We start from the raw sequence: 24,418 nt of genomic DNA, 5'->3' as shown, positions 1-24,418 counted from the left end.
TATATGATTCATTATTTTCATATAAATAAACATTAGCGAATCATTTAATGGAAAAATCAATGAGCGAGCAAAATCAGGCTAACTTCGAAGCCAAAATCGAAGCCGATATTTCCATCGAGCCCAAGGATTGGATGCCCGATGCGTATCGGCAAAACCTTATCCGACAAATTGGTCAACATGCCCATTCAGAAGTCGTCGGCATGCTACCAGAAGCGAATTGGCTTACACGAGCACCGACATTGCGTCGTAAAGCAATTTTACTGGCCAAAATTCAAGATGAAGCAGGCCATGGTTTATACCTGTATAGCGCAGCCGAAACTCTCGGTTGCTCTCGTCAAGATATCTACCAAAAGTTACTTGATGAAAAAATGAAATATTCCTCCATTTTTAACTACCCGACATTAAGTTGGGCTGATGTAGGCGTGGTTGGATGGCTTGTCGATGGTGCGGCAATTGTGAACCAAGTAGCACTGTGCCGTGCCTCATATGGTCCCTATGCCAGAGCGATGGTGAAAATCTGTAAAGAAGAAAGTTTTCACCAACGCCAGGGTTATGAAGCTGTGATGGCGCTTGCACAAGGCTCCGATGAGCAAAAAGCCATGCTGCAAGATGCGATAAACCGCTTTTGGTGGCCCGTTCTCACGATGTTCGGTCCAAATGATTCGGACTCCCCGCACAGCGCTCAAAGCATGGCTTGGAAAATCAAGCGCTTCAGTAATGATGAGCTACGGCAAAAATTTGTTGATAACACGGTTCCGCAAGTGGAAGCGTTAGGTATGACGATCCCTGACCCTGATCTGGTTTGGGATGAAGACCTTGGCCATTACCGTTTTGGCGAAATCGACTGGGAAGAGTTTTATCAGGTGATTAAAGGCAATGGCATTTGTAATCACGAACGCCTTAGTGCAAAACGCAAAGGGTGGGAAGACGGCGCATGGGTACGTGAAGGTGCGATGGCACATAGCCGCAAGCAAAAATCCGTTAAAACAGCGGCTTAATCACTGACCATTTTACAAAAAGGAAAACACCATGAGCAATCAAGATTGGCCTTTATATGAAGTTTTTGTCCGTAGTAAGCAAGGGCTTGCGCATCGCCATGTTGGCAGTTTACATGCTGCTGATGACCAAATGGCGCTGGAAAATGCCCGCGATGCGTATACAAGGCGCAGTGAAGGCTGCTCAATTTGGGTGGTGAAGGCCGCACATTTAATTGCCTCACAGCCTGAAGATAAAAGTACGTTCTTCGACCCTGCGGATACCAAGGTCTATCGTCACCCAACCTTCTATACCATCCCTGATGGTATCAAGAATATGTAAGGAGCTTGCCATGAACCAACAACAACAGCTCCACGATTACACATTACGACTTGGCGATACCCCCTTAATTTTAGCGCAGCGCCTGTGCGAATGGTGCGGCCATGCCCCTGAGCTCGAAATTGACCTTGCGTTATCCAATATCGGCTTAGATTTGCTAGGGCAAGCGCGTAACTTTTTAAACTATGCCGCGCAATTAAAAGGGCCTGAATGCGATGAAGACACCCTTGCGTTCTTGCGCGATGAACGAGAGTTCAGCAATTTATTATTGGTTGAACAACCCAACAATGGCTTTGATGACACTTTAGTGCGCCAATTTTTTATGGATGCATATCATGTTCCATTATATGAAGCGCTAATTCATAGCCGTGATGAACAACTGTCTGCCATTGCTGAGAAGTCCCTCAAAGAAGCCGTTTATCACTTGCGTTTTAGCCGTGGCTGGATGGTCCGTTTAGGGGATGGCAGTGAAGAAAGCCATCAACGAATCCAACGTTCAGTCAATGAGTTATGGCGTTTTACTGGCGAACTTTTCCATGCTGATGACATTGAAATCGCACTTAGCGAATTAGGCATCGCTGTTGACCCACGTTCTTTACAAGCCGCATGGTTAAACACCATTAACGAAACATTCACTGAAGCGACCCTCACTGTGCCAGAGAAAAAAGCGTATCGCTTAGGCGGCAAGCAAGGCAGCCATACTGAGCACTTGGGCTTGTTATTAACGCAATTGCAGTTTGTGCAACGTGCTTATCCGAACTGCCAGTGGTGATGTTATGGAACAGAGACTGCAACATCGCGAGCTTCAATCGCCCCAGGTTCACCAGATCTGGCAGCAGCTCCACCAAATACCCGATCCTGAACTACCCGCACTCTCTATTACTGATCTTGGCATGATCCGCAACGTGCTGCCGGCAGCTCAGGGCTGGAAAGTTATTTTTACACCTACCTATTCAGGTTGCCCAGCAACTGAATTTTTAATCAATGAAATCAAAACTGTTCTCGGTAATGCCGGTTTTCCAAATATCGACATCGAAATTCTGTTAACACCCGCTTGGACAACGGATTGGATGAACCAAGATGCGAAAAGACGCTTGCGTGAATTTGGTATCGCACCTCCGCAAGGTACGTCCTGCGAGCACCCAGAACACAAAGGCGCGGTTCGTTGCCCACGTTGTGACAGCGAACAGACCGAAAAAATTAGTGAATTTGGTTCCACTGCATGTAAGGCATTGTATCGATGCACTGAATGCTTAGAACCGTTTGATTACTTTAAATGTATTTAGGGGCACCCATATGACTGTATTTCATCGTTTAAGTATCGCTGCCATTGAACGTGACACCCCTGATGCTGTCGCCATTACTTTTAATGTACCCGATACATTACGAGAGCAATATCATTACCGCCCAGGGCAACACCTGACATTAAAAGCCTCTATCAATGGCGAAAACCTACGCCGCTGTTATTCCATTTGCAGCTCACCGGATGAAAACACGCTAAAAATTGGAGTAAAAGCGATTTACGAAGGGCGTTTCTCTAATTTCGTTAACCAAGAGTTACGAGTTGGCGATAGCCTTGATGTGATGGTTCCACAGGGGCAATTTGGTTACCAACCCGTAGCAGATACCCATGCACATTACCTTGCCGTCGCTGCTGGCTCTGGGATCACGCCATTGCTCTCCATCATTAAAGCCACATTACAAACTGAGCCAAAAAGCAGTTTTGTACTGATTTATGGTAATCGAAATAGCCGCTCAGTGATGTTTAAAGAGAGCATTTCAGACCTAAAAAATCGTTTTGCAACACGCTTCCAAGTTCTCTACCTGTTCAGCCAAGAACAGCAAGATAGCGAGCTACTCAGCGGTAGAATTAACCAACAACAACTCAGAGCCTTAAATAACACCTTATTGAATTTTAAGCAATTTGACCGAGCATTTATTTGTGGGCCCGACAGCATGATGAATGAGGTTCACGACACTTTAGTCGGTTATGGCATGCCTAAAGAATATGTTCACACCGAGCGCTTCAATACTTCAGGCACTAAATTCAAGCCCGTAACCGCCATGACTAGCGAAACACGCAAAGTCAGTATTCACCTCGATGGTAGAACCATGGACATCGCCATGGATAGCCAAGACGACAGTATTTTGGATGCCGCACTGCGCCAAGGCGCGGATTTACCCTATGCCTGTAAAGGCGGCGTTTGCGCAACCTGCAAATGTAAATTGCGCTCTGGTGAAGTGGAAATGGGGGTTAATTACAGCCTTGAGCCCGACCAAATCGCGGCTGGGTACATTCTTAGTTGCCAATCGTGGCCAAAAGGCGATGGCGTTGTTTTAGACTTTGACGTGTAGGAACTGTAATGGAAAACCATTGGATTTTATCACAACAACATAACCGGGTTTTGACTCTGACGTTAAACCGCCCAGAAGTACGTAATGCCCTGAGCACCGCCTGTTTAGAATTGCTGGTTCAGCACCTCGAGCAAGCACAAATCAATGATGAGATTGGTGCGATCGTGATCACCGGAAATCCGCGTTTTTTCGCTGCAGGAGCCGATCTTAAAGAACTACAGCAACAAACTGTTGCTAATACGATCACCGATAAACGCCCCCAAGTTTGGCGCAGGTTATCCGCGATATCAAAACCCATTATTAGTGCTGCGAATGGTTATGCACTGGGTGCAGGTTTTGAATTATTACTCGCCAGCGACATCATTATTGCTGGTGAATCAGCTCGTTTCGGTTTACCCGAAATTACTCTGGGTTTAATGCCCGGAGCCGGGGGGACGCAGCGTTTAATTCGTGCCGTGGGCAAATCCCTCGCCATGCAAATGGTACTAACGGGTGAACCAATCAGTGCTAAACATGCGTTGCAAGCAGGGTTAATCAGTGAAATTTGTGTGGATGAATTGGTGCTTGAACGCGCCCAAAAGCTGGCAGAGCGCATCGCAATGCATGCGCCTTTAGCCGTACAAGCCGCAAAAGCATCACTGGTGCATTCTCAAGAAAACCATCTTACCGAGGGGTTACAGCTTGAGCGCCAATATTTTGTGACTTTAGCGGGTACCAACGATCGACGTGAAGGGATCGAGGCATTCTTCGAAAAACGAAAACCTCAATTTACAGGACAATAATCATGAATAATGAAGCAATGATCCTCACTACGTTAGAAAATGGGGTTCTCACCATCACTCTCAACCGCCCTGATAGGCTGAATAGCTTTAATGATGAGATGCATCGCCAACTCAGTGAGGCTATCAAAATAGCGGAACGCGATGAAACCGTACGCTGTTTAGTGATCACCGGTGCAGGCCGTGGATTTTGTGCCGGACAAGATCTAAATGATCGCAATGTGAGCGTGGGCAGTGACGCTCCTGATCTCGGGTTCTCCGTTGAAACTTACTATAACCCCTTGATCCGCCGCCTAACCACATTACCGAAACCGATTATTTGCGCGGTCAATGGTGTGGCCGCAGGTGCAGGCGCCGCCATTGCACTCGCAGGCGATATTGTCATTGCCGCAAAAAATGCCAGTTTTATTCAATCTTTTTGCCGCCTTGGCTTGGTTCCTGACTCAGGAGGAAGCTGGTTTTTACCTCAATTAGCAGGCCATGCACGGGCAATGGGGATGGCATTATTAGGCGATAAAATAAGTGCGGAGCAAGCATTACAGTGGGGAATGATTTGGCAGGTCACTGAAAATGAAGAACTCATTAATACCACTCAACAGCTCGCACAACACCTTGCAACCCAACCGACTTATGGTTTAGGGCTTATCAAAAAGGCCATTTATGCCGCGGCAACCAATACTCTCGATGAGCAACTCAACCTTGAGCGTGACTTACAACGCCTTGGCGGTCGAAGTGAGGATTATCGCGAAGGGGTCAATGCTTTTTTAAATAAACGTGAACCCCAGTTCAAAGGATGCTAACCATGACATTACCTTTGAATCATACTATCAACACCATCGCGGTAATTGGCGCTGGAACCATGGGGATTGGCATTGCACAAGTGGCAGCAACAGCGGGGTTATCCGTCTTACTGTTTGATGTGAACCAAGATGTGTTAAGCCGTAGTTTATCAACGATGACCCAACGTTTACGCAAACGTGTTGAGCAAGGGAAAGCAAAACTAGAGGTCACGGAGGCGATTATCGCAAAAATCGCAGTGGTAAAAAGCCTCTCGGCACTGTCGGATGCACAATTAGTCATTGAAGCCGTTGCTGAAAATCTGGAAATAAAACAGGCAATTTTTAGTGAATTAGAAGCGATTTGCAGCAAAAATACGCTATTTGCCAGTAATACATCTTCATTATCGATTACCGCCATTGGGCGGCAGCTAACACACCCCGAGCGTCTTGCAGGCCTGCACTTTTTTAACCCCGCCCCCGTGATGAAATTAGTTGAAATCGTTCGAGGGCTAGAAACATCTAACACCGTCATTGAACAGTTAAAAGCCCTGACTTTATCATTTGGAAAAATCCCCGTAATTTGCCGTTCCACCCCCGGTTTTATTGTCAACCGAGTGGCTCGGCCTTTCTACGCCGAAACAATGCGTGCCCTTGAAGAACAAATTGCGTCTCCTGCCACATTAGACAGCGCAATACGTGACGCTGGGGGTTTTGCCATGGGCCCACTACAACTAACTGATTTAATTGGCCATGATGTAAACTATGCGGTAACTGAATCAGTATTTCAGGCCTTCGGTTATGACCCACGCTTTCAAACCTCATTAATGCAATTGGAATTAGTCCAAGCAGGCCATTTAGGCCGTAAATCGAAGCAAGGGTTTTATCATTATGATGATAATAAACCTCAACCTTTACCTTCAATTGCAGAAAAAATTCACCTTGAGCAGCCCCAAAATATAAAAGCGCATGGCAACTGGCAGATATTTCCTGAGTTCGCGCGGCTTTTAACTGAAAATGGGATCTCTCTCGAAGGATTAACACAACATTCTGATCAATCCCCGACACTTATTGTTAATGGCGTTATTATTATGTTAACAAATGGTGAATTGGCATCGTCACATGCGCAAACACAAAAACAAGCCGTCGTGCATTTTGACTTATCGGTAAATTACCTTACCGCAACAACCATCACGTTAAGCTGTGCATCGCAAAATAATGCGCAACAAAACCAGCAAGCTATCGCGTTTTTTCAATCATTAGGTAAACACGTAATTGTATTACCAGACTACCCAGCGCTGTTAACCATGAGGACAGTCGCGATGCTATGCAATGAAGCGTTAGATATCGTCAATAAAGGAATTGCAACGGCATTAGATACCGATAATGCCATGTGTTTTGGCGTGAATTACCCTAAAGGCCCACTCGCTTGGGGTAGGCAGCTAGGCTGGCAACGTGTGCTGTCAGTACTTGAAAATTTGACTCAGTTTTATGGAGACAGTCGTTATCGGCCAAACCCACTTTTAAGGCAATTAGCCGCAGGTTATCAATCTTTAACTTTCAAGGAGCTACCATGATTTCATTGCCAAACATTACGCTGGCTCAGCAATCAGCTCACATTATGTACCGTGATGATGCATGCGCAAAAGCGATGGGTATGTCCATTGAAAAAGTCGAGGAAGGTTTTGCGCAATTGAAAATGCCGATCACAGCACAGATGCTTAATGGCCATAAAACCTGCCACGGAGGGCAATTATTTAGCCTTGCCGACACCGCGTTTGCCTACGCCTGTAATAGCCAAGGGCATGCTGCCGTTGCTTCCATGTGCTCCATTGATTTTATTCGTCCCGGTTTTGAAGGTGACCTGCTTACCGCGACCGCCACGATGAAACACCAAGGTAAACGTAACGGTTTATATGAAGTCGAGATAACTAACCAAGATGGTAAAACGCTTGCGCTGTTCCACGGTCGTTCTCATCGGTTAGGCCATCGTTTAACAGGAGAACAATCATGATAGATGCGTTTATTTGTGATGGTGTCCGCACTCCCATTGGCCGCTACGGTGGTGCTTTATCATCATTACGCCCTGATGACCTTGCCACTGTTCCATTAAAAGCCTTAATGGAAAGGCACCCGCAACTTGATTGGTCATTAACTGACGACATCATTTTAGGTTGCGCAAATCAAGCAGGAGAAGACAACCGTAATGTAGCACGTATGGCGGGGCTGTTATCTGGGCTACCTGTTTCTGTTTCTGGTACCACCATTAACCGCCTATGTGGTTCTGGGCTAGACGCTATAGCATTAGCGGCAAGAAGTATCAAAGCTGGTGAGTCTGGGCTCATGATTGCCGGAGGCGTCGAATCCATGAGCCGAGCGCCGTTTGTGATGGGTAAACCAGAATCTGCATTCTCTCGTCAAGCGCAAGTATTTGATACCACTATTGGCTGGCGCTTTATCAACCCGTTGATGGAACAACAGTTTTCCACAGATTCGATGCCAGAAACTGCGGAAAATGTGGCAGAAACTTACCAAATTAGCCGTGAAGACCAAGATGCTTTTGCATTACGTAGCCAACAACGCACTGAAACTGCCAAAGTTAACGGTATTTTTGCGCAAGAAATCATCCCTGTAACGGTTAAACAACGTAAAAATGAATACGTCGTCAGTGAAGACGAGCATCCAAGAGCAGAAACGACATTTGAACAATTACAAAAACTAAAAACCCCATTTCGCGATAACGGGACTGTAACGGCTGGTAATGCTTCCGGTGTTAATGACGGAGCCGCCGCACTGATTATCGCATCCGACACTATCGCCAAACAACAAGGGTTAACACCGCGGGCTCGTATCATCGCTACAGCCACTTGTGGCGTTGAGCCAAGATTGATGGGGATCGGTCCACTCCCTGCCTCGCAAAAAGTATTAAAAATGGCAGGGCTCACCATCGAACAAATGGATGTTATTGAACTAAACGAAGCCTTTGCCGCGCAAGCACTCGCCGTTTTAAGGGGGCTTGGTTTACCTGATGATGCCTCACACGTTAACCCAAACGGAGGGGCAATTTCACTAGGCCATCCACTTGGAATGAGTGGAGCAAGGCTTGTTATTGCCGCTATCAATGAACTACACCGCAGACAAGGTCGTTATGCATTATGCACCATGTGTATCGGGGTTGGCCAAGGGATCGCAATGATTATTGAACGAGTCTGAACAACGTCTTAATACAAATAAAAACAGCCTGAAAACCCGACACCTGCTCAGGCAAATACCAGAAACGTCATGCATTAGCGTGAACTGGTAACCATAATAATTATGAGGACAGGCAATTATGAGCAATATACAAGATAGCATCGACCCAATTGAATTTGCATCGCGAGATGAGATCGAGTCTTTACAGTACTCTCGAATGAAGTGGACACTCACTCACGCCTATGAAAATGTCCCGATGTATCGCAAGAAATTCGATGATGCAGGGGTTCACCCTGACGATTTCAAACAACTCAGCGATATCGAAAAATTTCCTTACACGACCAAACAGGATTTACGTGAAAACTACCCATTTAGCACCTTTGCTGTGCCAATGGACCAAATCATCCGTATTCATGCCTCTTCAGGAACGACTGGGCGCCCAACTGTGGTCGGTTACACCCAGCGAGATATCGATAACTGGGCTGACCTGATTGCGCGTAGTTTACGTTCTGCTGGCACTGTCCGAGGTGATAAAGTCCACGTTGCTTACGGCTATGGTTTATTCACCGGAGGGCTAGGGGCTCACTATGGCGCAGAACGCCTAGGAGCCGCAGTCATTCCTATGTCAGGTGGGCAAACTGAAAAACAAGCACAACTGATCGCTGATTTCAAACCCGATGTGATAATGGTAACGCCCTCTTACTGCTTGAGTATTATTGATGAGCTTGAAAAATCATGGGTGGAGATGCTAGTAAGTGCTCACTTAGATTAGGTGTCTTTGGTGCTGAACCTTGGACTGAATCCCTCAGAACAGAAATTGAAACCCGTCTTGGTATCAAAGCATTAGACATTTACGGTTTATCTGAAGTGATGGGGCCTGGCGTTGCTATGGAGTGCGCAGACTCAGGAGAGAGTGGCCCCACTATCTGGGAAGACCATTTTTATCCAGAAATTATTTCCCCCAATACCTTAAAACCATTAGGGGCGGGTGAGCATGGTGAGTTAGTGTTTACTACCCTGACAAAAGAAGCCATGCCTGTTATTCGTTACCGAACACGTGACCTTACCCACCTGATGCAGGGGGTCAATCGTAACATGCGTCGAATTGGTAAAATTACCGGACGTTCCGATGACATGATGATCATTCGTGGCGTGAATGTGTTTCCTTCTCAAATTGAAGAACAAATCATGCAATTTAAGGAGCTTTCCCCTCATTACCAATTAGAAATTGGTCGCCAAGGCAATATGGACAACTTATCTGTTCGTGTTGAGCTCAAACACCCTGAACAGCTCACTTATGATGAACGCTGTAATATCTGCCACCATTTAAAGCATCGAATCAAATCGATGGTAGGTATTAGCACCCGTATTAGTATTGTAAATTGCGGTGATATTCCACGCTCTCAAGGCAAAGCTGAACGGGTAATTGATACTAGAATTGCGATTTAATTCAAATTATTAAGGCATATTGGAATGAACTACTCTGATATGCCTTAATCTCTGAGAAAGTGTTAAAACAGGTAATGGAAGACAACCTTTAAATTTATGTCTACTATTTAGTAAGCCTTCTGATACATAAATTTTATAGATAAAATATAAATGGAAAATAAACTTAACCAATTCATACAACATGCAATAGCAAGCCAACCCATTAGTGGGACGTCTCTAATTAGCTCACTCTATGGTGATGCTTTGCATCATCGTGGTGGTGAAGTGTGGTTAGGAAGCTTGACTAAGCTGTTAGAACCCATGGGCTTTACTGACCGCTTTGTCCGAACTTCCGTTTTTCGCTTACAAAAAGAAGGTTGGCTTGATGTCGAAAAAATTGGCCGTCGCAGCTATTACCGTATTTCTGAGCGCGGGCAAAGTCGCTTTCGCCGTGCAGAAAATAAAATTTATCTAGCCGGGCAGCCTGATTGGGATGGAAAATGGGATTTACTCCTCCTTGAAACGGCGGATAAAGACGAAAAGATCAGATTAAAAAAGGAACTGAGTTGGCTCGGTTTCGGGCAATTTAATACGTCACTCATGGCAGCACCCAGTTGTGCCCAAAGTGATGTACCGACACTACTCAATGAACTCAATGCCACTGAAAATGCCATCTATTTTCACGCGGATTACCCCTATAGCCGCTCAGAAAAAAATCTCAAAGAACTGGTTTCTCATGCTTGGTCTTTGCAAGATATTTCAGAACATTATCATCAGTTTATTTCCTTATTTAGGCCACTTGCATTACTCCTTAAAGAAAATACTGACACACAGATTTCCCCTGAACACTGCTTTCAGCTACGTTTACTGCTGATCCATTTCTACCGCCGTGTCACGCTTAAAGACCCGTTATTACCAGATGAACTCCTTCCTGCACAATGGGAAGGCCATATTGCACGCCATCTTTGTACCAACATTTATCAACGCATTGATCAAGCGGCAACCCAATATGTTTCTGAACAGTGCGAAACCACTGTCGGGGAGCTTCCTCAACCATCCAGCGCTTATTATCGCCGCTTTGGTGGAGTGCTCAGAGATATAGCCGCCTAAATACACATTACAGGAGCCTGTATGCCCTTTTATCAAATCGATGGTATTACGCCCGTCGTCAGTCCTGAAAGTTTTGTGCACCCTACTGCTGTGGTGATTGGTGATGTTATTATTGGCAAAAATGTTTACATTGGCCCAAACGCCAGCTTACGTGGGGACTTTGGTCGCTTAATCATTAAAGATGGCGCCAATGTGCAAGATAACTGTGTGATGCATGGTTTTCCTCAGTATGAAACCATCGTGGAAGAAGATGGGCACATCGGCCATGGGGCGATTTTGCATGGTTGCCATATCAAGCGTAATGCCTTAGTCGGAATGAACAGTGTGATTATGGACGGGGCCGTTATTGGCGAGAACTCTATCGTCGGTGCTTGTGCCTTCATCAAAGCCGAGGCAATTTTCGCCGATAATAGTCTTATCGTGGGTACACCTGCAAAAGTCCTTCGCACCTTATCAGAAAAGGAAATTGCATGGAAAACCAGCGGAACCAAAGATTATCAAGACTTAGTCACGCGCTGCTTAAACACCTTTAAAGAAGTCGAGCCCCTCAAAGAAGTCGAAACGAACCGGCCTGTCTTGAGTTTTGAGAATATTATTCCTAAATCCCAGCTATAAGCTAGATGGGGCTAAAATACTTAGCCCCATCCATTATTTCGCTTTGCTACCAAATGGCGGTTTAGCAAACCAAACAGTAATAATCAGCGCAATAAATACCCAACCGCATAACCAGAAAATTTCATTTGCAGCAATAATTAATCCTTGGCTCGTAATTTGCTGAGCAATAAAACCAGAAGTCTGTTCGGTACTCAATCCATGGGCTGCCATTTCTTTATACATCCCTAAGGATTCAGGGTTATAATCGGTAATAAATTCCGTTAATTGACTATGGTGAACGGCTTCTCTATCACTCCACAGCGTTGTGGTAATAGAAGTCCCTATTGAACCCGCTAAGGTACGGAAAAAGTTAGCCAAACTCGATGCCGAAGCGAGTTTTTCAGGCGGTAAACCTGAAAGGGTTAATGTGGTCAGTGGCATAAAGAAGCAAGCTACTGCCATTCCTTGCACCAATTGCGGCCAAACAACAGCAGAAAAGCCCATGCTCGGTTCAAAAGTATATGCACGCCAGAAGAAACAAATCGCATAAAATACAAAGCTAAAGGTCACTATCCAGCGGATATCAAGAAAATCGGATAATTTTGCTACTGGAGCCGAAAACAACACAGGCAATAAGCCTATAGGCGCCAATGCGAGCCCAGCCCATGTTGCCGTATAGCCATAAACTTCCTGTAAAAGTTGCGGCAACAAGACAATAGCGCCGAAATAGGCCATATACGCTAAACTGACAGAAATCGTTCCGATGGTAAAATTGCGCGATTTAAATAACGATAATTCGACAATTGGGTTTTTATCTGTGAGTTCCCAAATAACGAGGAATACCAACGCAATAGCTGAAACAACGGCTAAGATGACAATTTCATTAGATGCCAACCATCCCAGTTCCTTACCTTTGTCGAGCAAAACTTGTAAGCAACCCACTCCCACAGAAAGCAGCGCCAAGCCAATCACATTGAATGGCACTTTCACGACCTTCGACTCCATCCCTTTGAAGATAATAGAGCCAACTATAATGACAAAAATTCCCAAAGGCACATTCATAAAGAATATCCAGCCCCAATGGAAATTATCACTAATATAACCACCAAAAATAGGACCGAATACAGGGGCTAAAATAATGGTCATAGACCAAAATGCTAACGCCATATTTTGCATTTTTGGCGGATAGCAGCGCATGATAAGGCTTTGAGAAAGTGGGATCACCGGCCCTGCAACGGCACCTTGCAATACGCGGTATAAAATTAGCATACCAAGGCTATCGGAAAAGCCACAAAGTAATGAAAATAAGGTGAAAAGCGCCGTTGCCCATAAGAAAACACGAATTTCACCAAAGCGCTTCGCCAAGTAACCTGAAATAGCGATAGAAATTGCATTCGATACGCCAAACGAGGTAATTACCCATGTCCCTTGAGACATAGAAACCCCAAGGTCACCTGCAATCGTCGGGATAGCCACGTTAGCAATCGTGGAATCAAGCACCTGCATGAAGGTCGCAAGGGACAACGCAATGGTTGCCCATACCAGTTTTGCACCCTTAAGTGGTTGAATATCTGCCACAACGGCTCCTTTCAAGCTAGTCTGCGTTATCGCTGATAATAGTGTCGATGATGTGGTCGACATCACTTAAGTTTAAGACCAACACATCACTTTCAAATGCAGGTACTGTACGCTGTACTTCCGCTAAAACAGGGCCATTTTGATCTTTAATATCGATGGTGACATTCATAGATAACCCAATGCGTAACGGGTGTTTTGCCACCTGCTCTGGGTCTAATTCAACACGTACAGGCAAACGCTGTACGACTTTAATCCAGTTCCCTGTCGCATTTTGGGCGGGCAATAATGAGAAAGCACTACCGGTTCCCATATCAAGCCCAACCACGGTACCGTTATAAACAATATCTGCCCCGTAAAAATCACTGTTGATGGTCACGGGTTGCCCAATACGGACTTTTTCTAATTGAGTTTCTTTGAAGTTCGCATCAACCCAAACAGGCTGAACAGGCACAATCGCCATTAAAGAACTTTGCGGACTGACTTGAGAGCCAACTTGAACATTACGCCGTGAAACATATCCCGTCATTGGGCTTTTAATTTCAGTACGTTGTAAGTTTATCCACGCACTGCGTACACTATCAGCGGCTTGCTGAATCGCAGGTTGTTTTTTGAGCTCCGTATTACGCAACAATGCGCGGTTGGCATTATATTGTTGAATAGAAATATCCAGAGCCGCCTGCGCAAGTTGCACAGCTTCTTGGGCGTGCTGCAGGTCTTCCTTCGAAATGGTACCACTGCGGCCTAAAGCTACACGACGTTGATAATCTTTTTGCGCTTGCGCAAGTGTCACACGATTTTTTTGAATTTGCGCTTGATACTCATCACCATTGATATACAGTTCTTTGGTTTTGCGTACGGTGGTCGCTAAATCATGTTTGGCTTGTTCAAATGCCAATTGCGCATTCGTTTTATCCAATACAACCAGTACATCCCCCGCCTTTACCAAGTCAGTATTTTCAAAGTTAACTTGAGTGACATTACCTGTTGTTTGCGCAATTATCGGGATCTGTAAGCCAGATACATAAGCATCATCGGTATATTCTTGAAAGCGTAAAACTAAAAACCAATAAACACCGTAGGCGACAAATAATAGAATGATAATTATTGTGGCTATCACTATCCATATTGTTCTACGTTTTTCATTAGTCGTTTTTTGATTATGTGTTTCTGAATGGGTTTCTTGACTCATAATAACTCTCAAGGTCTGAAATCAATATTAATTCTCCCTCTATATTTACGAAGTATATGTAATAAAGCAATAGTTAATAATTTACAATTAAATTAATTCCAACAAAAAAATTAATTCATTGATATAAAACAAATAATTAAAGGGAATCAGAGTTCAACATTAGATTAATGTTTATTATCAAAACAATGAAATTCATTCTTAATTAGATTAACGATAAAAATTAATGAAACAGTTCAAATGATATTTATTATGATAAAAATTCCGTCACTCAATTATTGATATTCTTTTTTTGATTGAATATTTCTATTTATTAGACCATATTTATGATTTCTTAACTTGGAGTTTTCATTTTTTATCGCGGGCTGCCGCTTGCTTTTTAATACCACTGATTGTCTCGATTTTCATTTTTGTCCTCATCAATACAACATTAATAAACTCAATACGGTGCTTAATAGAGTAACGAAGTACGTTGGTAATTGCTGGCCTTTCGGGCAGCTTTTATCTCTTTACCAGTACTTAATATTATTCATTAGGTTAACGAGGTTATCCCCAAGGATACAGGCTAATTTTGAATGTATGTTTCATATAACTCAAATTTCCCTAGTAGATGCTAGCGCTAGAGTAAATTCACGCACAACCAAACACCATAAACCAGAGTTAAACCTTAATTTTTCGTTAAGCTTGACAAAAATCGTAAAAGGGGAAAACACCGTAGGTGAAAATTCTTAGCTGAGATCAAATATTGCTCATAAATTAGCTAGCTCATTATTTATTTTTGATATGTTTTAGTGATAATATTCGCAAACAATATAATTATCATTCTCATTTATATTTACTAGGGATAACTATGACTTCGCAATATCACTACACCCTGATTGCCGCCGGTGTTTGTGCGGCTTTATCTTCATTTAGCGCTACAGCAGCAGACAATAAAACAGATACCATGGTCGTCAGTGCATCAGGCTTCTCGCAACAACTGCGTGATGCTCCTGCCTGCTAGCGTGACCGTGATCAGTGCAGACCAATTACAAAATAAACCTGTCCGTGACCTCGCCGACGCCGTTAAAGACGTGGAAGGGGTAAGTGTCGTTGGTGCTGCAAACAAACAAGATATTAATATCCGTGGCTTACCCGGCGAATACACGCTGATATTGGTCGATGGGCGCCGTCAAAACAGCCGTGAATCACGTCCTAATGGGAGCGGTGGCTTTGAAGCAGGCTTTATGCCACCTGTCGAAGCGATTGAACGCATCGAAGTGATCCGTGGACCTATGTCCTCCCTGTATGGTTCCGATGCAATGGGTGGTGTTATCAATATCATCACTAAAAAAGTGACTAATGAATGGCATGGCAGCGTCACCACTGGGGCTATTATCCAAGAAAACAGTGATAGCGGTAACTCGACTGACGGTAACTTCTATCTGTCTGGCCCATTAATTCAAGATAAACTTGGTCTGCAATTGTATGGTGGTGGTAACTACCGTCAGGAAGATAAAATCTTAGAAGGTCATCATCAGCGTGATAACCGCAGCTTAACAGCTAAATTAACCTTTACACCACAAGAGAACCAAACCTTCTTACTAGAAGCAGGTCGTAGTACTCAAGAGAAAACATCGACACCAGGTAAATCTGGTGCTGAATATGAAATTCGTGGTGGAGACAAGCAATATAACTCTAAAGAAGAGTGGCATAACGACCGTAACCATGCAGCTCTGACTTATAAAGGTGAGTGGGATTCTTTTAATACTGAGCTAAGTGTTTACCAAGAAAAAACCAAACGTAAAATAAAATCCCAAGACCGTAATCAAACTACAGGCCATTGGGAAGGCGGCTATGAGGCTCGCGTACCAGAAATCACCAACACCGTTGTTGATGGCAAAGTGGTGGCTTTCCTGCCGGACAATATCCTAACCGTTGGTGGGCAATACCAGTACTCTAAATTGAAAGACAGCTCTTTGGTTTCAAAAGGCGTAATGGAAAAAACCAGTATGTCAGTCGATCAATCAGCACTGTTTGTGGAAAATGAGTTTACCGCAACAGATGATCTGATCTTAACGGGTGGCCTACGTTTAGATCACCACGAAACCTATGGTAACCATTGGAACCCAAGGGGTTATGCTGTTTACTACCTAACCGATGAAATCACCATTAAAGGGGGCGTTTCTTCAGCTTTCCGCGCACCTACATTACGTGAAATCAGTAAAGGCTATGGCACCTCTACCCAAGGTGGTAACGGGATTATCTACGGTAATCCAGACCTCAAACCGGAAAAAAGTGTTAGTGAAGAAATCAGTATTGCCTATAACCATGAATCTGGCTTTAATGCGAGCTTAACCTTCTTTAATACCGACTTCAAAAACAAGCTAACTAGCTACTCACTTAATCAAGCCGATCCTAACCACCCTAATCTCACGTTATATACCTACGACAATGTGGGTAAAGCGAACATCAAAGGTGTTGAAGTTGCAACGGGCATTCCTATCGCACAGGATTGGAACCTCAACCTAAATTACACATACACCGATTCAGAACGTAAAAGTGATGATGAGAAATTAGGCAATGGTCTTTCCTTAAAAGGCTATCCATTGGATAAAACACCAAAACATATCGCTAATGCGAAATTGGATTGGAACTTCAATGAAGACCTAACCTTATACACACGTGCGCATTATGAAGGAAAACAGGTGTGGGCAGCACAACGTAATGGCTCAAAAGTACCTCGCTATCGTAGTGGCTATACCACCATGGATGTGGGTGCAACCTACCAATTATTTAAAAACACCAAACTGAACTTTGCAGTGCTAAATATTGGTAATGAAAAAGGACCTAAAATTGATAAAGTTGATGGAAACTGGGATGTTGAAGACGGACGCCGTTATTGGGCGAACGTTAACGTTAGCTTCTAATTAACTCTGAGGGTGTGCCTGTTTCAGGTATACCCTCAAAACCCTTAAATAGACTCAATAAATGAATAAAATCATATTAAGTGGCATATTGCTGTGTATGACCAGTTCCGCATTTTCCCGCCCAAGCCAGACTATCCCGAGTATGGACGAGCAAGTCAGCCAATTTTATGATATCCAACAAACGGATATGACTTACGGTGACCGTGCGCTGCGCATTTACAGTGCAGTGCCCTATAATGTCACCGCACAACGCCCTATCCTGTATATGCTTGATGGTAATGGTTTATACCCCAAAGCGGTTAATCGCGCAGTTGAAAAGCTGCCAGCGGATAAACTACCGATTATTATTGGGATTGGTTACCCCATTGACGAAGCCTTTCCAAAAGCATGGCGAACCTACGACTATACTCCCCCTGTTGCGGGTGACGAATTTAAACAAGGGGGCGGTTCCCCTGCGCTATACCAATTTTTAACTGACACTATTCGCCCATGGGCAGAAAAACAGTTTCCTATTGATAAAAGCAAACAAACCCTATTTGGCCATTCATTTGGTGGATTATTTACCTTGATGGCGTACCAACAACAACCGGATGATTTTCAGTTTTATGTTTCTGCCAGCCCGTCATTATGGTGGGGTAAAGGAAGTATGGTAGATTTAGCGAAACTGACAGCGAAACAAGCGGCTTCCCCCCTATTTGTGACTTTAGGCGGTTTAGAAGAGAGCCCTGATTTATCCAAACTGAGCGCTGAACAAGTGCAAAATTACCAAGCGCGCAAAAGTTGGATTAGCACACGCCAAGTTTGCACTGAGATTGCAAACCACCAAAGGCACTGTGAATTTAGGTTATTCGACGGCAAAAACCACGGTTCAGTGATCCCCGATGCTATCGATAAAGCCCTTGATGTCGCTAGCCAATAAGACTAATTGATGGGTTTTAGGAGATCGCTGTAGAGCTCTGCTAGAACCCCCTTTTCGCCAAATTCTTTACGGATCCACTGCGTCACAAGCCCAGTAGCTGAATGTTGTGTGGCTAATAGCATATGGGAATCTTGTCGTGGGTTCTGAATTTGTTTTGTTACCAACAAACCATGTTTAACATGGTCTTTGATCATATAATCGGGTAAAAACCCAATCCCTTCACCTAATATCTGACACTGGCATTTAGTATTAAAATCAGGCACTTGAATTGCTTCTTGCCCATGTAACAACCAACCCACCCGCTTATTAATGGTATGCGCGGTATCTTCCACCATAATATTGGGATAAAGGCGTAGCTGGCTCTCAGCGATGGGCTCTGGCATCAGTGCCAATGGGTGAGTTGCTGCGATAGCAAATTGCCAGTGAATCGCACCGATTTCAGTGTAGTCAATTCCACCGCCATCCATCAACGTACCCGGAGCACCAATCGCAATATCTGCATGGTTATTAATAATGGCATCCCAAACCCCATTATACACCTCGGTTGTCACAGTGATGTGGCAGGTAGCAAACTGTTTTTTTAATATTTGTAATAACTTAGCGGTATGATACGGCGTATATAATAACTGATTAATACAAATACGTACCCGCGCTTCAATCCCCTGCTCAATAGAATAAATACTTTTTTGAATGGAATGGAAATTATTGAGCAAGTCGGTTGCTTTACGATAAAAATAATACCCTGCTTCTGTGAGTTCAATATTACGGGTATTACGAATAAATAACGCGACATCTAAATAGGTTTCAATACGTTTGATGGTATAACTCACCGCAGAGGTGGTCACGCCTAACTCTTCCGCTGCTTTACTAAAACTCGCAAACTTCGCTGCTGTTGTGTAAGTCAGTAAGTTTTCTTCCGTAAAAATTGAGTTCATACCCACCGCCAAAAATGTTTAAAATTTAGACAAATCATGTTTTTATGTGAATAAAATTCAATAACGTAAAAATCAGATTATTTTTCGAGCATATTTTTATAGCTTAACAGAATTATTAACAACTGGAATAGATTAAATTTGATATGCATTTTCCCCAAGTAAAAACCCTACCTTTAAAGTCACTATTAATATTCGAAATACCTAATATTATTGAATTAAATAGGCAAACCAAGTATTAACATTCGATACAGATACGATCAATAAAATTACAAATTTAACAAATTAAAAACTTCCAATTTGATGTCTATCACAGAACTGAGTAAATCATGATTTTCGATTTTAATTAACAAAAAAAATCACACAATTTGGACCACAAAATAGCCATAAATCATCAAAAAACGCTAAAAAAGAATGCTCGCACGCACAAAAAAGCCAGATTATTGAATTAAATTCAATAATCAAATGCCCCATTGATGAATTAAATTTAAATGGATTCTTTTTATTAATGACAATTGCTATGCTCTAACCATCATAAATAATCTTTAAATTGTCTTTATCTATGTTGGTGATAGCAATAAACCAACCTAAGGGGAAATGATGACAGCCAGTACTCTCGCTCACGATTTTTTAACCGCAGCTGAACAAGGACAATTAGAGTTATTAAAAAGTTGTCTCGAAAAAGGTGTGGATATTAATATCACTAACCGCCAAGGCCGCACTGCGATTGTTAATGCAAGCCTAAACAAACATTATGAATGTGTCTCTTTCCTCATTAATGCAGGGGCCGATATTAATAAACAAGACCAAACCTGTTTTAACCCTTTTTTATTAAGCTGTCTTAATAATGACCTCACTTTATTACGCATTGTCTTACCTGCAAAACCCAATTTAGACTTATTAACCCGTTTTGGTGGTGTGGGAATTACACCAGCCAGTGAAAAAGGTCACGTGGAAATTGTTCGCGAACTACTTGAAAAAACCGATATTAATGTCAATCACACCAACTTTGTTGGTTGGACCCCTCTATTAGAAGCTATCGTGCTCAACGATGGGGGCGAAAAACAGCAGCAAATCGTTAAATTACTATTAGACCACGGTGCGAACCCTCATATGACTGATAAATATGGTAAAAAACCATTAGAGTTAGCACATGAAAAAGGCTACAGCGAGATTGCTGAGTTACTGATTGCAGCAGGGGCATAGCGAAATCATAGACTCTAAATAAGATAAGGAGGCATGTGAACGCATCCATATCTCATCGGCAAAGGTTATACGGGCTAACGGCTGATACACAATTTCTCAATCTGTTGCATCAGCCCTCACCCCAAGGAACGATAGAACAAGTATTTAATAAAGCCATTAACTTTTCTATTGATAATGCACTTTATACATTGCTTTGTTCTCAATTAGATAATGCTCCAAATAGTTGCCGATTAATAAATAAAAATTTTTCTCTTTTCAATATTAAAAAAGGAGAGTCCATTAATTTATTAAATAAAGAAATATTGATTGGTGATAATTATTTATTATCATTTTCTTTATGTAAAGAATGGCGGCAACCTGTTATCAACTTTAGCGATAACAAACTGAAAAATTCAAATTATTTATTATATATCGAAAAGCAAATAAATCGTTTGGATTTAATCTTAACTGAAAATAAAAGCTCTCTATTTAAATATCAGGGGGATAACTTTTTTTATCTCTCTATGATGAAGCAATTGGTTCAATTACGCTCTGAATTGATTGAATCAATAATTAAGAAAAATAAAGAAAATATTGTTTATGTGATCCGCCAGTTTGTTGGATTGGGTATCGGGCTAACTCCTTCAGGAGATGATTACTTAGTTGGGTTAATGGCATTTTTATTATTAATCGGTCATCCGGTTGCCACTTTTTACCCTGAATTTTTTAAGGGAATAACCCAAAGCTTAGGCCAGACGACACCAATCAGTGCCATCACATTAGAAAAAGCGTTAAACCGAGAATATCGCGAAAATATGCAGCAATTAATTCAATCATTAGTTGATGCGAAAGAAACCAATATTTATCCACAATTTTTAGAGATTTTAAATATCGGGTCGAGTTCTGGCAGCGACATGCTATTTGGCTTGCGAGATGCCCTGTATATCACCCATTATTTCGGAGAAAACTATGTCGACTAAAGTTGTCATAAAAAAGAATACCTATTTTGATTCCGTATCACTGATGTCTATTTCGACAAAAGCCAATCAACTCGACAATGTCGAACAAGCGTTTGTCGCGATGGCAACAGAGATGAACAAAGGCGTTTTACGTAATTTAGGGTTACTAACACCTGAATTAGAAGAAGCCAAAAATGGCGATTTAATGATTGTCATTAAAGGCCCAAGCGATGATGCCAACGAAGCCACATTAATTGCTATCGAAGAGTTATTTAATAAGAAAAACCAAGGTGGCGGGCAGCATGAAGCTAAATACGCCACTATTAATTCAGCGAAAACACATATCCCAGATGCCAACCTTGCCGTCATTTCAGTAAACGGTCAATTTGCTGCCCGTGAAGCGCGCATTGCCTTAGAAAATGACCTCAACGTTATGTTGTTTTCCGATAACGTCTCCATTGAAGATGAACTCGCGCTCAAACAGCTGGCTAGCAAGAAAGGCTTGCTGATGATGGGCCCAGACTGCGGAACTGCCATTATCAACGGAACTGCGCTGTGCTTTGGTAACGATGTACGCCGTGGCAGCATTGGTATCATCGGTGCATCCGGTACGGGTAGCCAAGAGCTCAGCGTCCGTATTCACGAATTTGGCGCAGGCGTTTCTCAATTAATTGGTACTGGTGGTCGCGATTTAAGCGAAAAAATTGGCGGTATCATGATGATTGATGCCCTAAAAATGCTCGATGCCGATGATGAAACCCAAGTTATCGCACTGATTTCTAAGCCACCAGCCCCTAGCGTAGCCAAAAAGGTGCTAGAACAAGCAGAAAAATGCCATAAACCTGTTGTTGTGTGTTTCTTAGGTAGCCAACCACTACCAGAAGACAAACCGGGTTTAACCTTCGCCCAAAGCACCAAAGAAGCAGCACTGAAAGCTGTTCTATTAACCGGTATTCGCAAAGAAGATTTAGATTTACACCCGCTCAATTTACCGCTAATTGATGAAGTCAGAGCAAAATTGAAGCCTGAGCAGAAATACATTCGTGGCTTATTCTGCGGCGGAACGCTATGTGACGAAGCCATGTTTGCCGCGCTGGAAAAATACGATGATGTTTACAGCAATATTCAGCCAAACTCTGACTATCGCTTAAAAGACCTCAATAAAAGTATTGCACACACCTTCCTCGATTTTGGTGATGACGACTTTACCAACGGTAAACCACACCCAATGATCGACCCAACTAACCGTATTGAACGTTTACTGCAAGAAGCTCGTGACCCTGAAGTGGGCGTCATTATGATGGACTTCGTTTTAGGCTTTGGTTCTCATGAAGACCCTGTGGGCGTGATGATTGACGCGATTAAAGAAGCGAAGAACATCGCCAAACAAGATGGTCGTGAATTAGAAATTTTAGGCTATGTGCTGGGCACTGACCAAGACACCCCATCGATGGATGCGCAAGTCAAAATGCTAACAGATGCCGGAGTCATCTGGGCAAGTAGCAGCACCAATACCGGTTTATTAGGGCGTGAGTTTGTATGGAAAGGGGAGAAAGCATAATGACTTCATTATTTAAGCAGCCATTAAATGTCATCAACGTTGGCATCGAAATGTTCAGTGATGACCTGAAAAAACAACATGTTCCGGTCACGCATTTAAACTGGACACCTCCAGGACAAGGCAACGTTGCGGTTATTCGCGCCCTTGACCAAATTGAAGGTAATGCCGCATTACAAGAAAAAATTGCGGCGGCTAACGCCCAAGCCCTTGAGCGTATTATTCAATCTCAACCTGTGTTAATCGGTTACGACCAAGCGATTAATGTGGTTCCAGGTATGACCAAAAACACCATCTTACATGCGGGCCCACCTGTAGCATGGAAAGACATGTGTGGTGCCATGAAAGGTGCGGTCACCGGTGCGCTGGTTTTTGAAGGTTTAGCAAAAGATTTAGCGGATGCCGAACGTGTTGCGGCCTCCGGTGAAATCATCTTCTCACCTTGCCATGAACATGATTGCGTCGGTTCGATGGCAGGTGTGACTTCAGCTTCAATGTTTATGCACATTGTTGAGAACAAAACCTATGGTAACCGTGCGTTCACTAACCTCAGCGAACAAATGGCGAAAATCTTACGCATGGGTGCCAATGACCAAAGCGTCATCGACCGTTTAAATTGGATGCGTGATGTTTTAGGCCCAATGCTACGCGACGCAATGAAAATCGTTGGTGAAATCGACCTACGTTTGATGCTTGCGCAAGCACTGCATATGGGCGATGAGTGTCATAACCGTAACAATGCAGGAACAACCTTACTTATCCAAGCGCTTACAACAGGGATCATTCAAACTGATTTCTCTGTTGCACAACAAAAGGAAGTGTTTGATTTTGTTGCAAGCAGCGATTACTTCTCCGGCCCAACGTGGATGGCGATGTGTAAAGCCTCAATGGATGCGGCTCACGGCATCGAATACAGCACCGTTGTTACGACCATGGCGCGTAATGGCTATGAATTTGGTTTACGCATCAGTGGGTTACCAGGTCAATGGTTCACAGGTCCTTCTCAGCAAGTTATTGGCCCAATGTTTGCGGGCTACAAACCAGAAGACTCTGGTTTAGATATCGGTGACTCCGCTATCACAGAAACCTACGGTATTGGCGGATTTGCGATGGCAACCGCACCGGCTATCGTAGCGCTGGTTGGCGGTACAGTTGAAGAAGCGGTCGATTTCTCTCGCCAAATGCGTGAAATCACCTTAGGTGAAAACCCGAATGTCACTATTCCATTATTGGGCTTTATGGGTATCCCTACCGCCATTGATATTACTAAAGTTTCTGCCAGCGGCATTCTACCGGTTATCAACACCGCGATTGCCCATAAAGATGCGGGAATCGGTATGATTGGCGCAGGTATTGTTCACCCGCCGTTTGATTGCTTTGAAAAGGCCATGCTGTCTTACGCACAGAAATATGCTTAGTTTTCAGCCATAAAAAAAGACGCCCAACTCCGGTTGGGCAATAAAAATAAAACGAATACCCTGATTGATTTTATTTGAAAAACAGTGCTGTAACTCAAAATATAGGAACATACCCTAAATAATTTGAATTGCAGCTAGGCGGCAAGTAAACGAGACCCTAGGAGCATACATAAGTATGTGACTAGGGCGAGTGAATGCAGCCAACAACGCTGCGGTTCAAAGTATG

20 protein-coding genes and 2 pseudogenes are annotated in these 24,418 nt (G+C 43.3%); 19 read left to right on the top strand and 3 right to left on the bottom strand.

Annotation, left to right across the window (positions count from 1 at the left end):
• Positions 1-59 precede the first annotated feature (59 nt).
• The 13 genes and pseudogenes from paaA to paaY all read left to right on the top strand — a co-directional run bounded on the left by paaA (position 60) and on the right by paaY (position 11,569).
• A complete protein-coding gene (gene paaA, locus ACU696_RS03440) occupies positions 60-998 on the top strand; it encodes a 1,2-phenylacetyl-CoA epoxidase subunit PaaA (RefSeq protein WP_004266144.1) in 939 nt (312 codons plus the stop codon).
• 31 nt (positions 999-1,029) lie between these two features.
• Positions 1,030-1,317: a 1,2-phenylacetyl-CoA epoxidase subunit PaaB gene (gene paaB / locus ACU696_RS03435; protein ID WP_004262911.1), complete on the top strand. Its 288-nt coding sequence runs from the start codon at positions 1,030-1,032 to the stop codon at positions 1,315-1,317.
• A 10-nt stretch (positions 1,318-1,327) separates the two neighbouring features.
• A complete protein-coding gene (paaC, locus tag ACU696_RS03430) occupies positions 1,328-2,086 on the top strand; it encodes a 1,2-phenylacetyl-CoA epoxidase subunit PaaC (protein ID WP_209102353.1) in 759 nt (252 codons plus the stop codon).
• 4 nt (positions 2,087-2,090) lie between these two features.
• On the top strand, positions 2,091-2,600 hold the full coding sequence (gene paaD, locus ACU696_RS03425; RefSeq protein WP_109912376.1) for a 1,2-phenylacetyl-CoA epoxidase subunit PaaD: 510 nt from the start codon (positions 2,091-2,093) through the stop codon (positions 2,598-2,600).
• A gap of 10 nt (positions 2,601-2,610) precedes the next feature.
• A complete protein-coding gene (gene paaE, locus ACU696_RS03420; protein ID WP_209102350.1) occupies positions 2,611-3,669 on the top strand; it encodes a 1,2-phenylacetyl-CoA epoxidase subunit PaaE in 1,059 nt (352 codons plus the stop codon).
• Positions 3,670-3,677: 8 nt separating this feature from the next.
• Positions 3,678-4,451, top strand: a complete 774-nt coding sequence (gene paaF / locus ACU696_RS03415; protein WP_004266149.1) for a 2,3-dehydroadipyl-CoA hydratase PaaF — start codon at positions 3,678-3,680, stop codon at positions 4,449-4,451.
• Between the two features lie 2 nt (positions 4,452-4,453).
• On the top strand, positions 4,454-5,248 hold the full coding sequence (gene paaG / locus ACU696_RS03410) for a 2-(1,2-epoxy-1,2-dihydrophenyl)acetyl-CoA isomerase PaaG (RefSeq protein ID WP_109912372.1): 795 nt from the start codon (positions 4,454-4,456) through the stop codon (positions 5,246-5,248).
• 2 nt (positions 5,249-5,250) lie between these two features.
• A complete protein-coding gene (locus tag ACU696_RS03405) occupies positions 5,251-6,801 on the top strand; it encodes a 3-hydroxyacyl-CoA dehydrogenase (RefSeq protein WP_109912370.1) in 1,551 nt (516 codons plus the stop codon).
• Positions 6,798-7,238, top strand: a complete 441-nt coding sequence (gene paaI, locus ACU696_RS03400; RefSeq protein ID WP_004266152.1) for a hydroxyphenylacetyl-CoA thioesterase PaaI — start codon at positions 6,798-6,800, stop codon at positions 7,236-7,238. The genes ACU696_RS03405 and paaI overlap by 4 nt, the downstream gene beginning before the upstream one ends.
• Complete coding sequence (gene pcaF, locus ACU696_RS03395) at positions 7,235-8,437, top strand: 3-oxoadipyl-CoA thiolase (RefSeq protein ID WP_110731480.1); 1,203 nt, start codon at positions 7,235-7,237, stop codon at positions 8,435-8,437. The genes paaI and pcaF overlap by 4 nt, the downstream gene beginning before the upstream one ends.
• 118 nt (positions 8,438-8,555) lie before the next feature.
• Positions 8,556-9,865, top strand: a pseudogene (gene paaK, locus ACU696_RS03390) (phenylacetate--CoA ligase PaaK).
• Between the two features lie 150 nt (positions 9,866-10,015).
• The gene (paaX, locus tag ACU696_RS03385; RefSeq protein ID WP_109912363.1) at positions 10,016-10,954 is read left to right on the top strand and encodes a phenylacetic acid degradation operon negative regulatory protein PaaX; all 939 of its coding nucleotides are present in this window, start codon (positions 10,016-10,018) and stop codon (positions 10,952-10,954) included.
• A gap of 21 nt (positions 10,955-10,975) precedes the next feature.
• Positions 10,976-11,569 carry a phenylacetic acid degradation protein PaaY gene (gene paaY / locus ACU696_RS03380; RefSeq protein ID WP_117162923.1) on the top strand — a complete coding sequence of 198 codons (594 nt, stop codon included), beginning with the start codon at positions 10,976-10,978 and terminating at the stop codon, positions 11,567-11,569.
• Between the two features lie 33 nt (positions 11,570-11,602).
• Here paaY and ACU696_RS03375 read toward each other — a convergent pair whose 3' ends face one another.
• Both ACU696_RS03375 and emrA read right to left on the bottom strand, forming a co-directional pair.
• Positions 11,603-13,126 carry a DHA2 family efflux MFS transporter permease subunit gene (locus tag ACU696_RS03375; RefSeq protein WP_109912362.1) on the bottom strand — a complete coding sequence of 508 codons (1,524 nt, stop codon included), beginning with the start codon at positions 13,124-13,126 and terminating at the stop codon, positions 11,603-11,605.
• 16 nt (positions 13,127-13,142) lie between these two features.
• Positions 13,143-14,315, bottom strand: a complete 1,173-nt coding sequence (emrA, locus tag ACU696_RS03370) for a multidrug efflux MFS transporter periplasmic adaptor subunit EmrA (protein WP_109912360.1) — start codon at positions 14,313-14,315, stop codon at positions 13,143-13,145.
• 847 nt (positions 14,316-15,162) lie between these two features.
• On the opposite strand from emrA, the pseudogene ACU696_RS03365 reads away from it, so the two are divergent.
• Positions 15,163-17,221: pseudogene (locus ACU696_RS03365) on the top strand (TonB-dependent receptor domain-containing protein).
• A gap of 61 nt (positions 17,222-17,282) precedes the next feature.
• Positions 17,283-18,140: an alpha/beta hydrolase gene (locus ACU696_RS03360; RefSeq protein ID WP_042851465.1), complete on the top strand. Its 858-nt coding sequence runs from the start codon at positions 17,283-17,285 to the stop codon at positions 18,138-18,140.
• Between the two features lie 2 nt (positions 18,141-18,142).
• Here ACU696_RS03360 and ACU696_RS03355 read toward each other — a convergent pair whose 3' ends face one another.
• The gene (locus ACU696_RS03355) at positions 18,143-19,075 is read right to left on the bottom strand and encodes a LysR substrate-binding domain-containing protein (RefSeq protein WP_109912354.1); all 933 of its coding nucleotides are present in this window, start codon (positions 19,073-19,075) and stop codon (positions 18,143-18,145) included.
• 597 nt (positions 19,076-19,672) lie between these two features.
• Here ACU696_RS03355 and ACU696_RS03350 point away from each other — a divergent pair.
• From ACU696_RS03350 to ACU696_RS03335, 4 genes are read left to right on the top strand one after another with little or no spacing between them, the layout of a single operon-like run.
• On the top strand, positions 19,673-20,278 hold the full coding sequence (locus ACU696_RS03350; protein WP_109912352.1) for an ankyrin repeat domain-containing protein: 606 nt from the start codon (positions 19,673-19,675) through the stop codon (positions 20,276-20,278).
• Positions 20,279-20,313: 35 nt separating this feature from the next.
• On the top strand, positions 20,314-21,237 hold the full coding sequence (locus ACU696_RS03345; protein WP_109912349.1) for a DUF2877 domain-containing protein: 924 nt from the start codon (positions 20,314-20,316) through the stop codon (positions 21,235-21,237).
• Positions 21,227-22,777 carry an acyl-CoA synthetase FdrA gene (gene fdrA / locus ACU696_RS03340; RefSeq protein ID WP_109912346.1) on the top strand — a complete coding sequence of 517 codons (1,551 nt, stop codon included), beginning with the start codon at positions 21,227-21,229 and terminating at the stop codon, positions 22,775-22,777. Before ACU696_RS03345 ends, fdrA begins: the two co-directional genes overlap by 11 nt.
• On the top strand, positions 22,777-24,192 hold the full coding sequence (locus ACU696_RS03335) for a YlbE family protein (protein ID WP_109912345.1): 1,416 nt from the start codon (positions 22,777-22,779) through the stop codon (positions 24,190-24,192). The genes fdrA and ACU696_RS03335 overlap by 1 nt, the downstream gene beginning before the upstream one ends.
• Positions 24,193-24,418: the final 226 nt, after the last annotated feature.

The organism is Providencia sp. PROV_01, assembly GCF_053098325.1.
The sequence above is the reverse complement of the archived record's forward strand: the minus strand, read 5'-3'. Positions and strand labels throughout refer to the sequence as shown.

Coding starts and splice junctions, on each gene's coding strand:
- paaA (WP_004266144.1), top strand. CDS start 60: ATGAGCGAGCAAAATCAGGCTAACTTCGAAGCCAAAATCGAAGCCGAT.
- paaB (WP_004262911.1), top strand. CDS start 1,030: ATGAGCAATCAAGATTGGCCTTTATATGAAGTTTTTGTCCGTAGTAAG.
- paaC (WP_209102353.1), top strand. CDS start 1,328: ATGAACCAACAACAACAGCTCCACGATTACACATTACGACTTGGCGAT.
- paaD (WP_109912376.1), top strand. CDS start 2,091: ATGGAACAGAGACTGCAACATCGCGAGCTTCAATCGCCCCAGGTTCAC.
- paaE (WP_209102350.1), top strand. CDS start 2,611: ATGACTGTATTTCATCGTTTAAGTATCGCTGCCATTGAACGTGACACC.
- paaF (WP_004266149.1), top strand. CDS start 3,678: ATGGAAAACCATTGGATTTTATCACAACAACATAACCGGGTTTTGACT.
- paaG (WP_109912372.1), top strand. CDS start 4,454: ATGAATAATGAAGCAATGATCCTCACTACGTTAGAAAATGGGGTTCTC.
- ACU696_RS03405 (WP_109912370.1), top strand. CDS start 5,251: ATGACATTACCTTTGAATCATACTATCAACACCATCGCGGTAATTGGC.
- paaI (WP_004266152.1), top strand. CDS start 6,798: ATGATTTCATTGCCAAACATTACGCTGGCTCAGCAATCAGCTCACATT.
- pcaF (WP_110731480.1), top strand. CDS start 7,235: ATGATAGATGCGTTTATTTGTGATGGTGTCCGCACTCCCATTGGCCGC.
- paaX (WP_109912363.1), top strand. CDS start 10,016: ATGGAAAATAAACTTAACCAATTCATACAACATGCAATAGCAAGCCAA.
- paaY (WP_117162923.1), top strand. CDS start 10,976: ATGCCCTTTTATCAAATCGATGGTATTACGCCCGTCGTCAGTCCTGAA.
- emrA (WP_109912360.1), bottom strand. CDS start 14,315: ATGAGTCAAGAAACCCATTCAGAAACACATAATCAAAAAACGACTAAT.
- ACU696_RS03360 (WP_042851465.1), top strand. CDS start 17,283: ATGAATAAAATCATATTAAGTGGCATATTGCTGTGTATGACCAGTTCC.
- ACU696_RS03355 (WP_109912354.1), bottom strand. CDS start 19,075: ATGAACTCAATTTTTACGGAAGAAAACTTACTGACTTACACAACAGCA.
- ACU696_RS03350 (WP_109912352.1), top strand. CDS start 19,673: ATGACAGCCAGTACTCTCGCTCACGATTTTTTAACCGCAGCTGAACAA.
- fdrA (WP_109912346.1), top strand. CDS start 21,227: ATGTCGACTAAAGTTGTCATAAAAAAGAATACCTATTTTGATTCCGTA.
- ACU696_RS03335 (WP_109912345.1), top strand. CDS start 22,777: ATGACTTCATTATTTAAGCAGCCATTAAATGTCATCAACGTTGGCATC.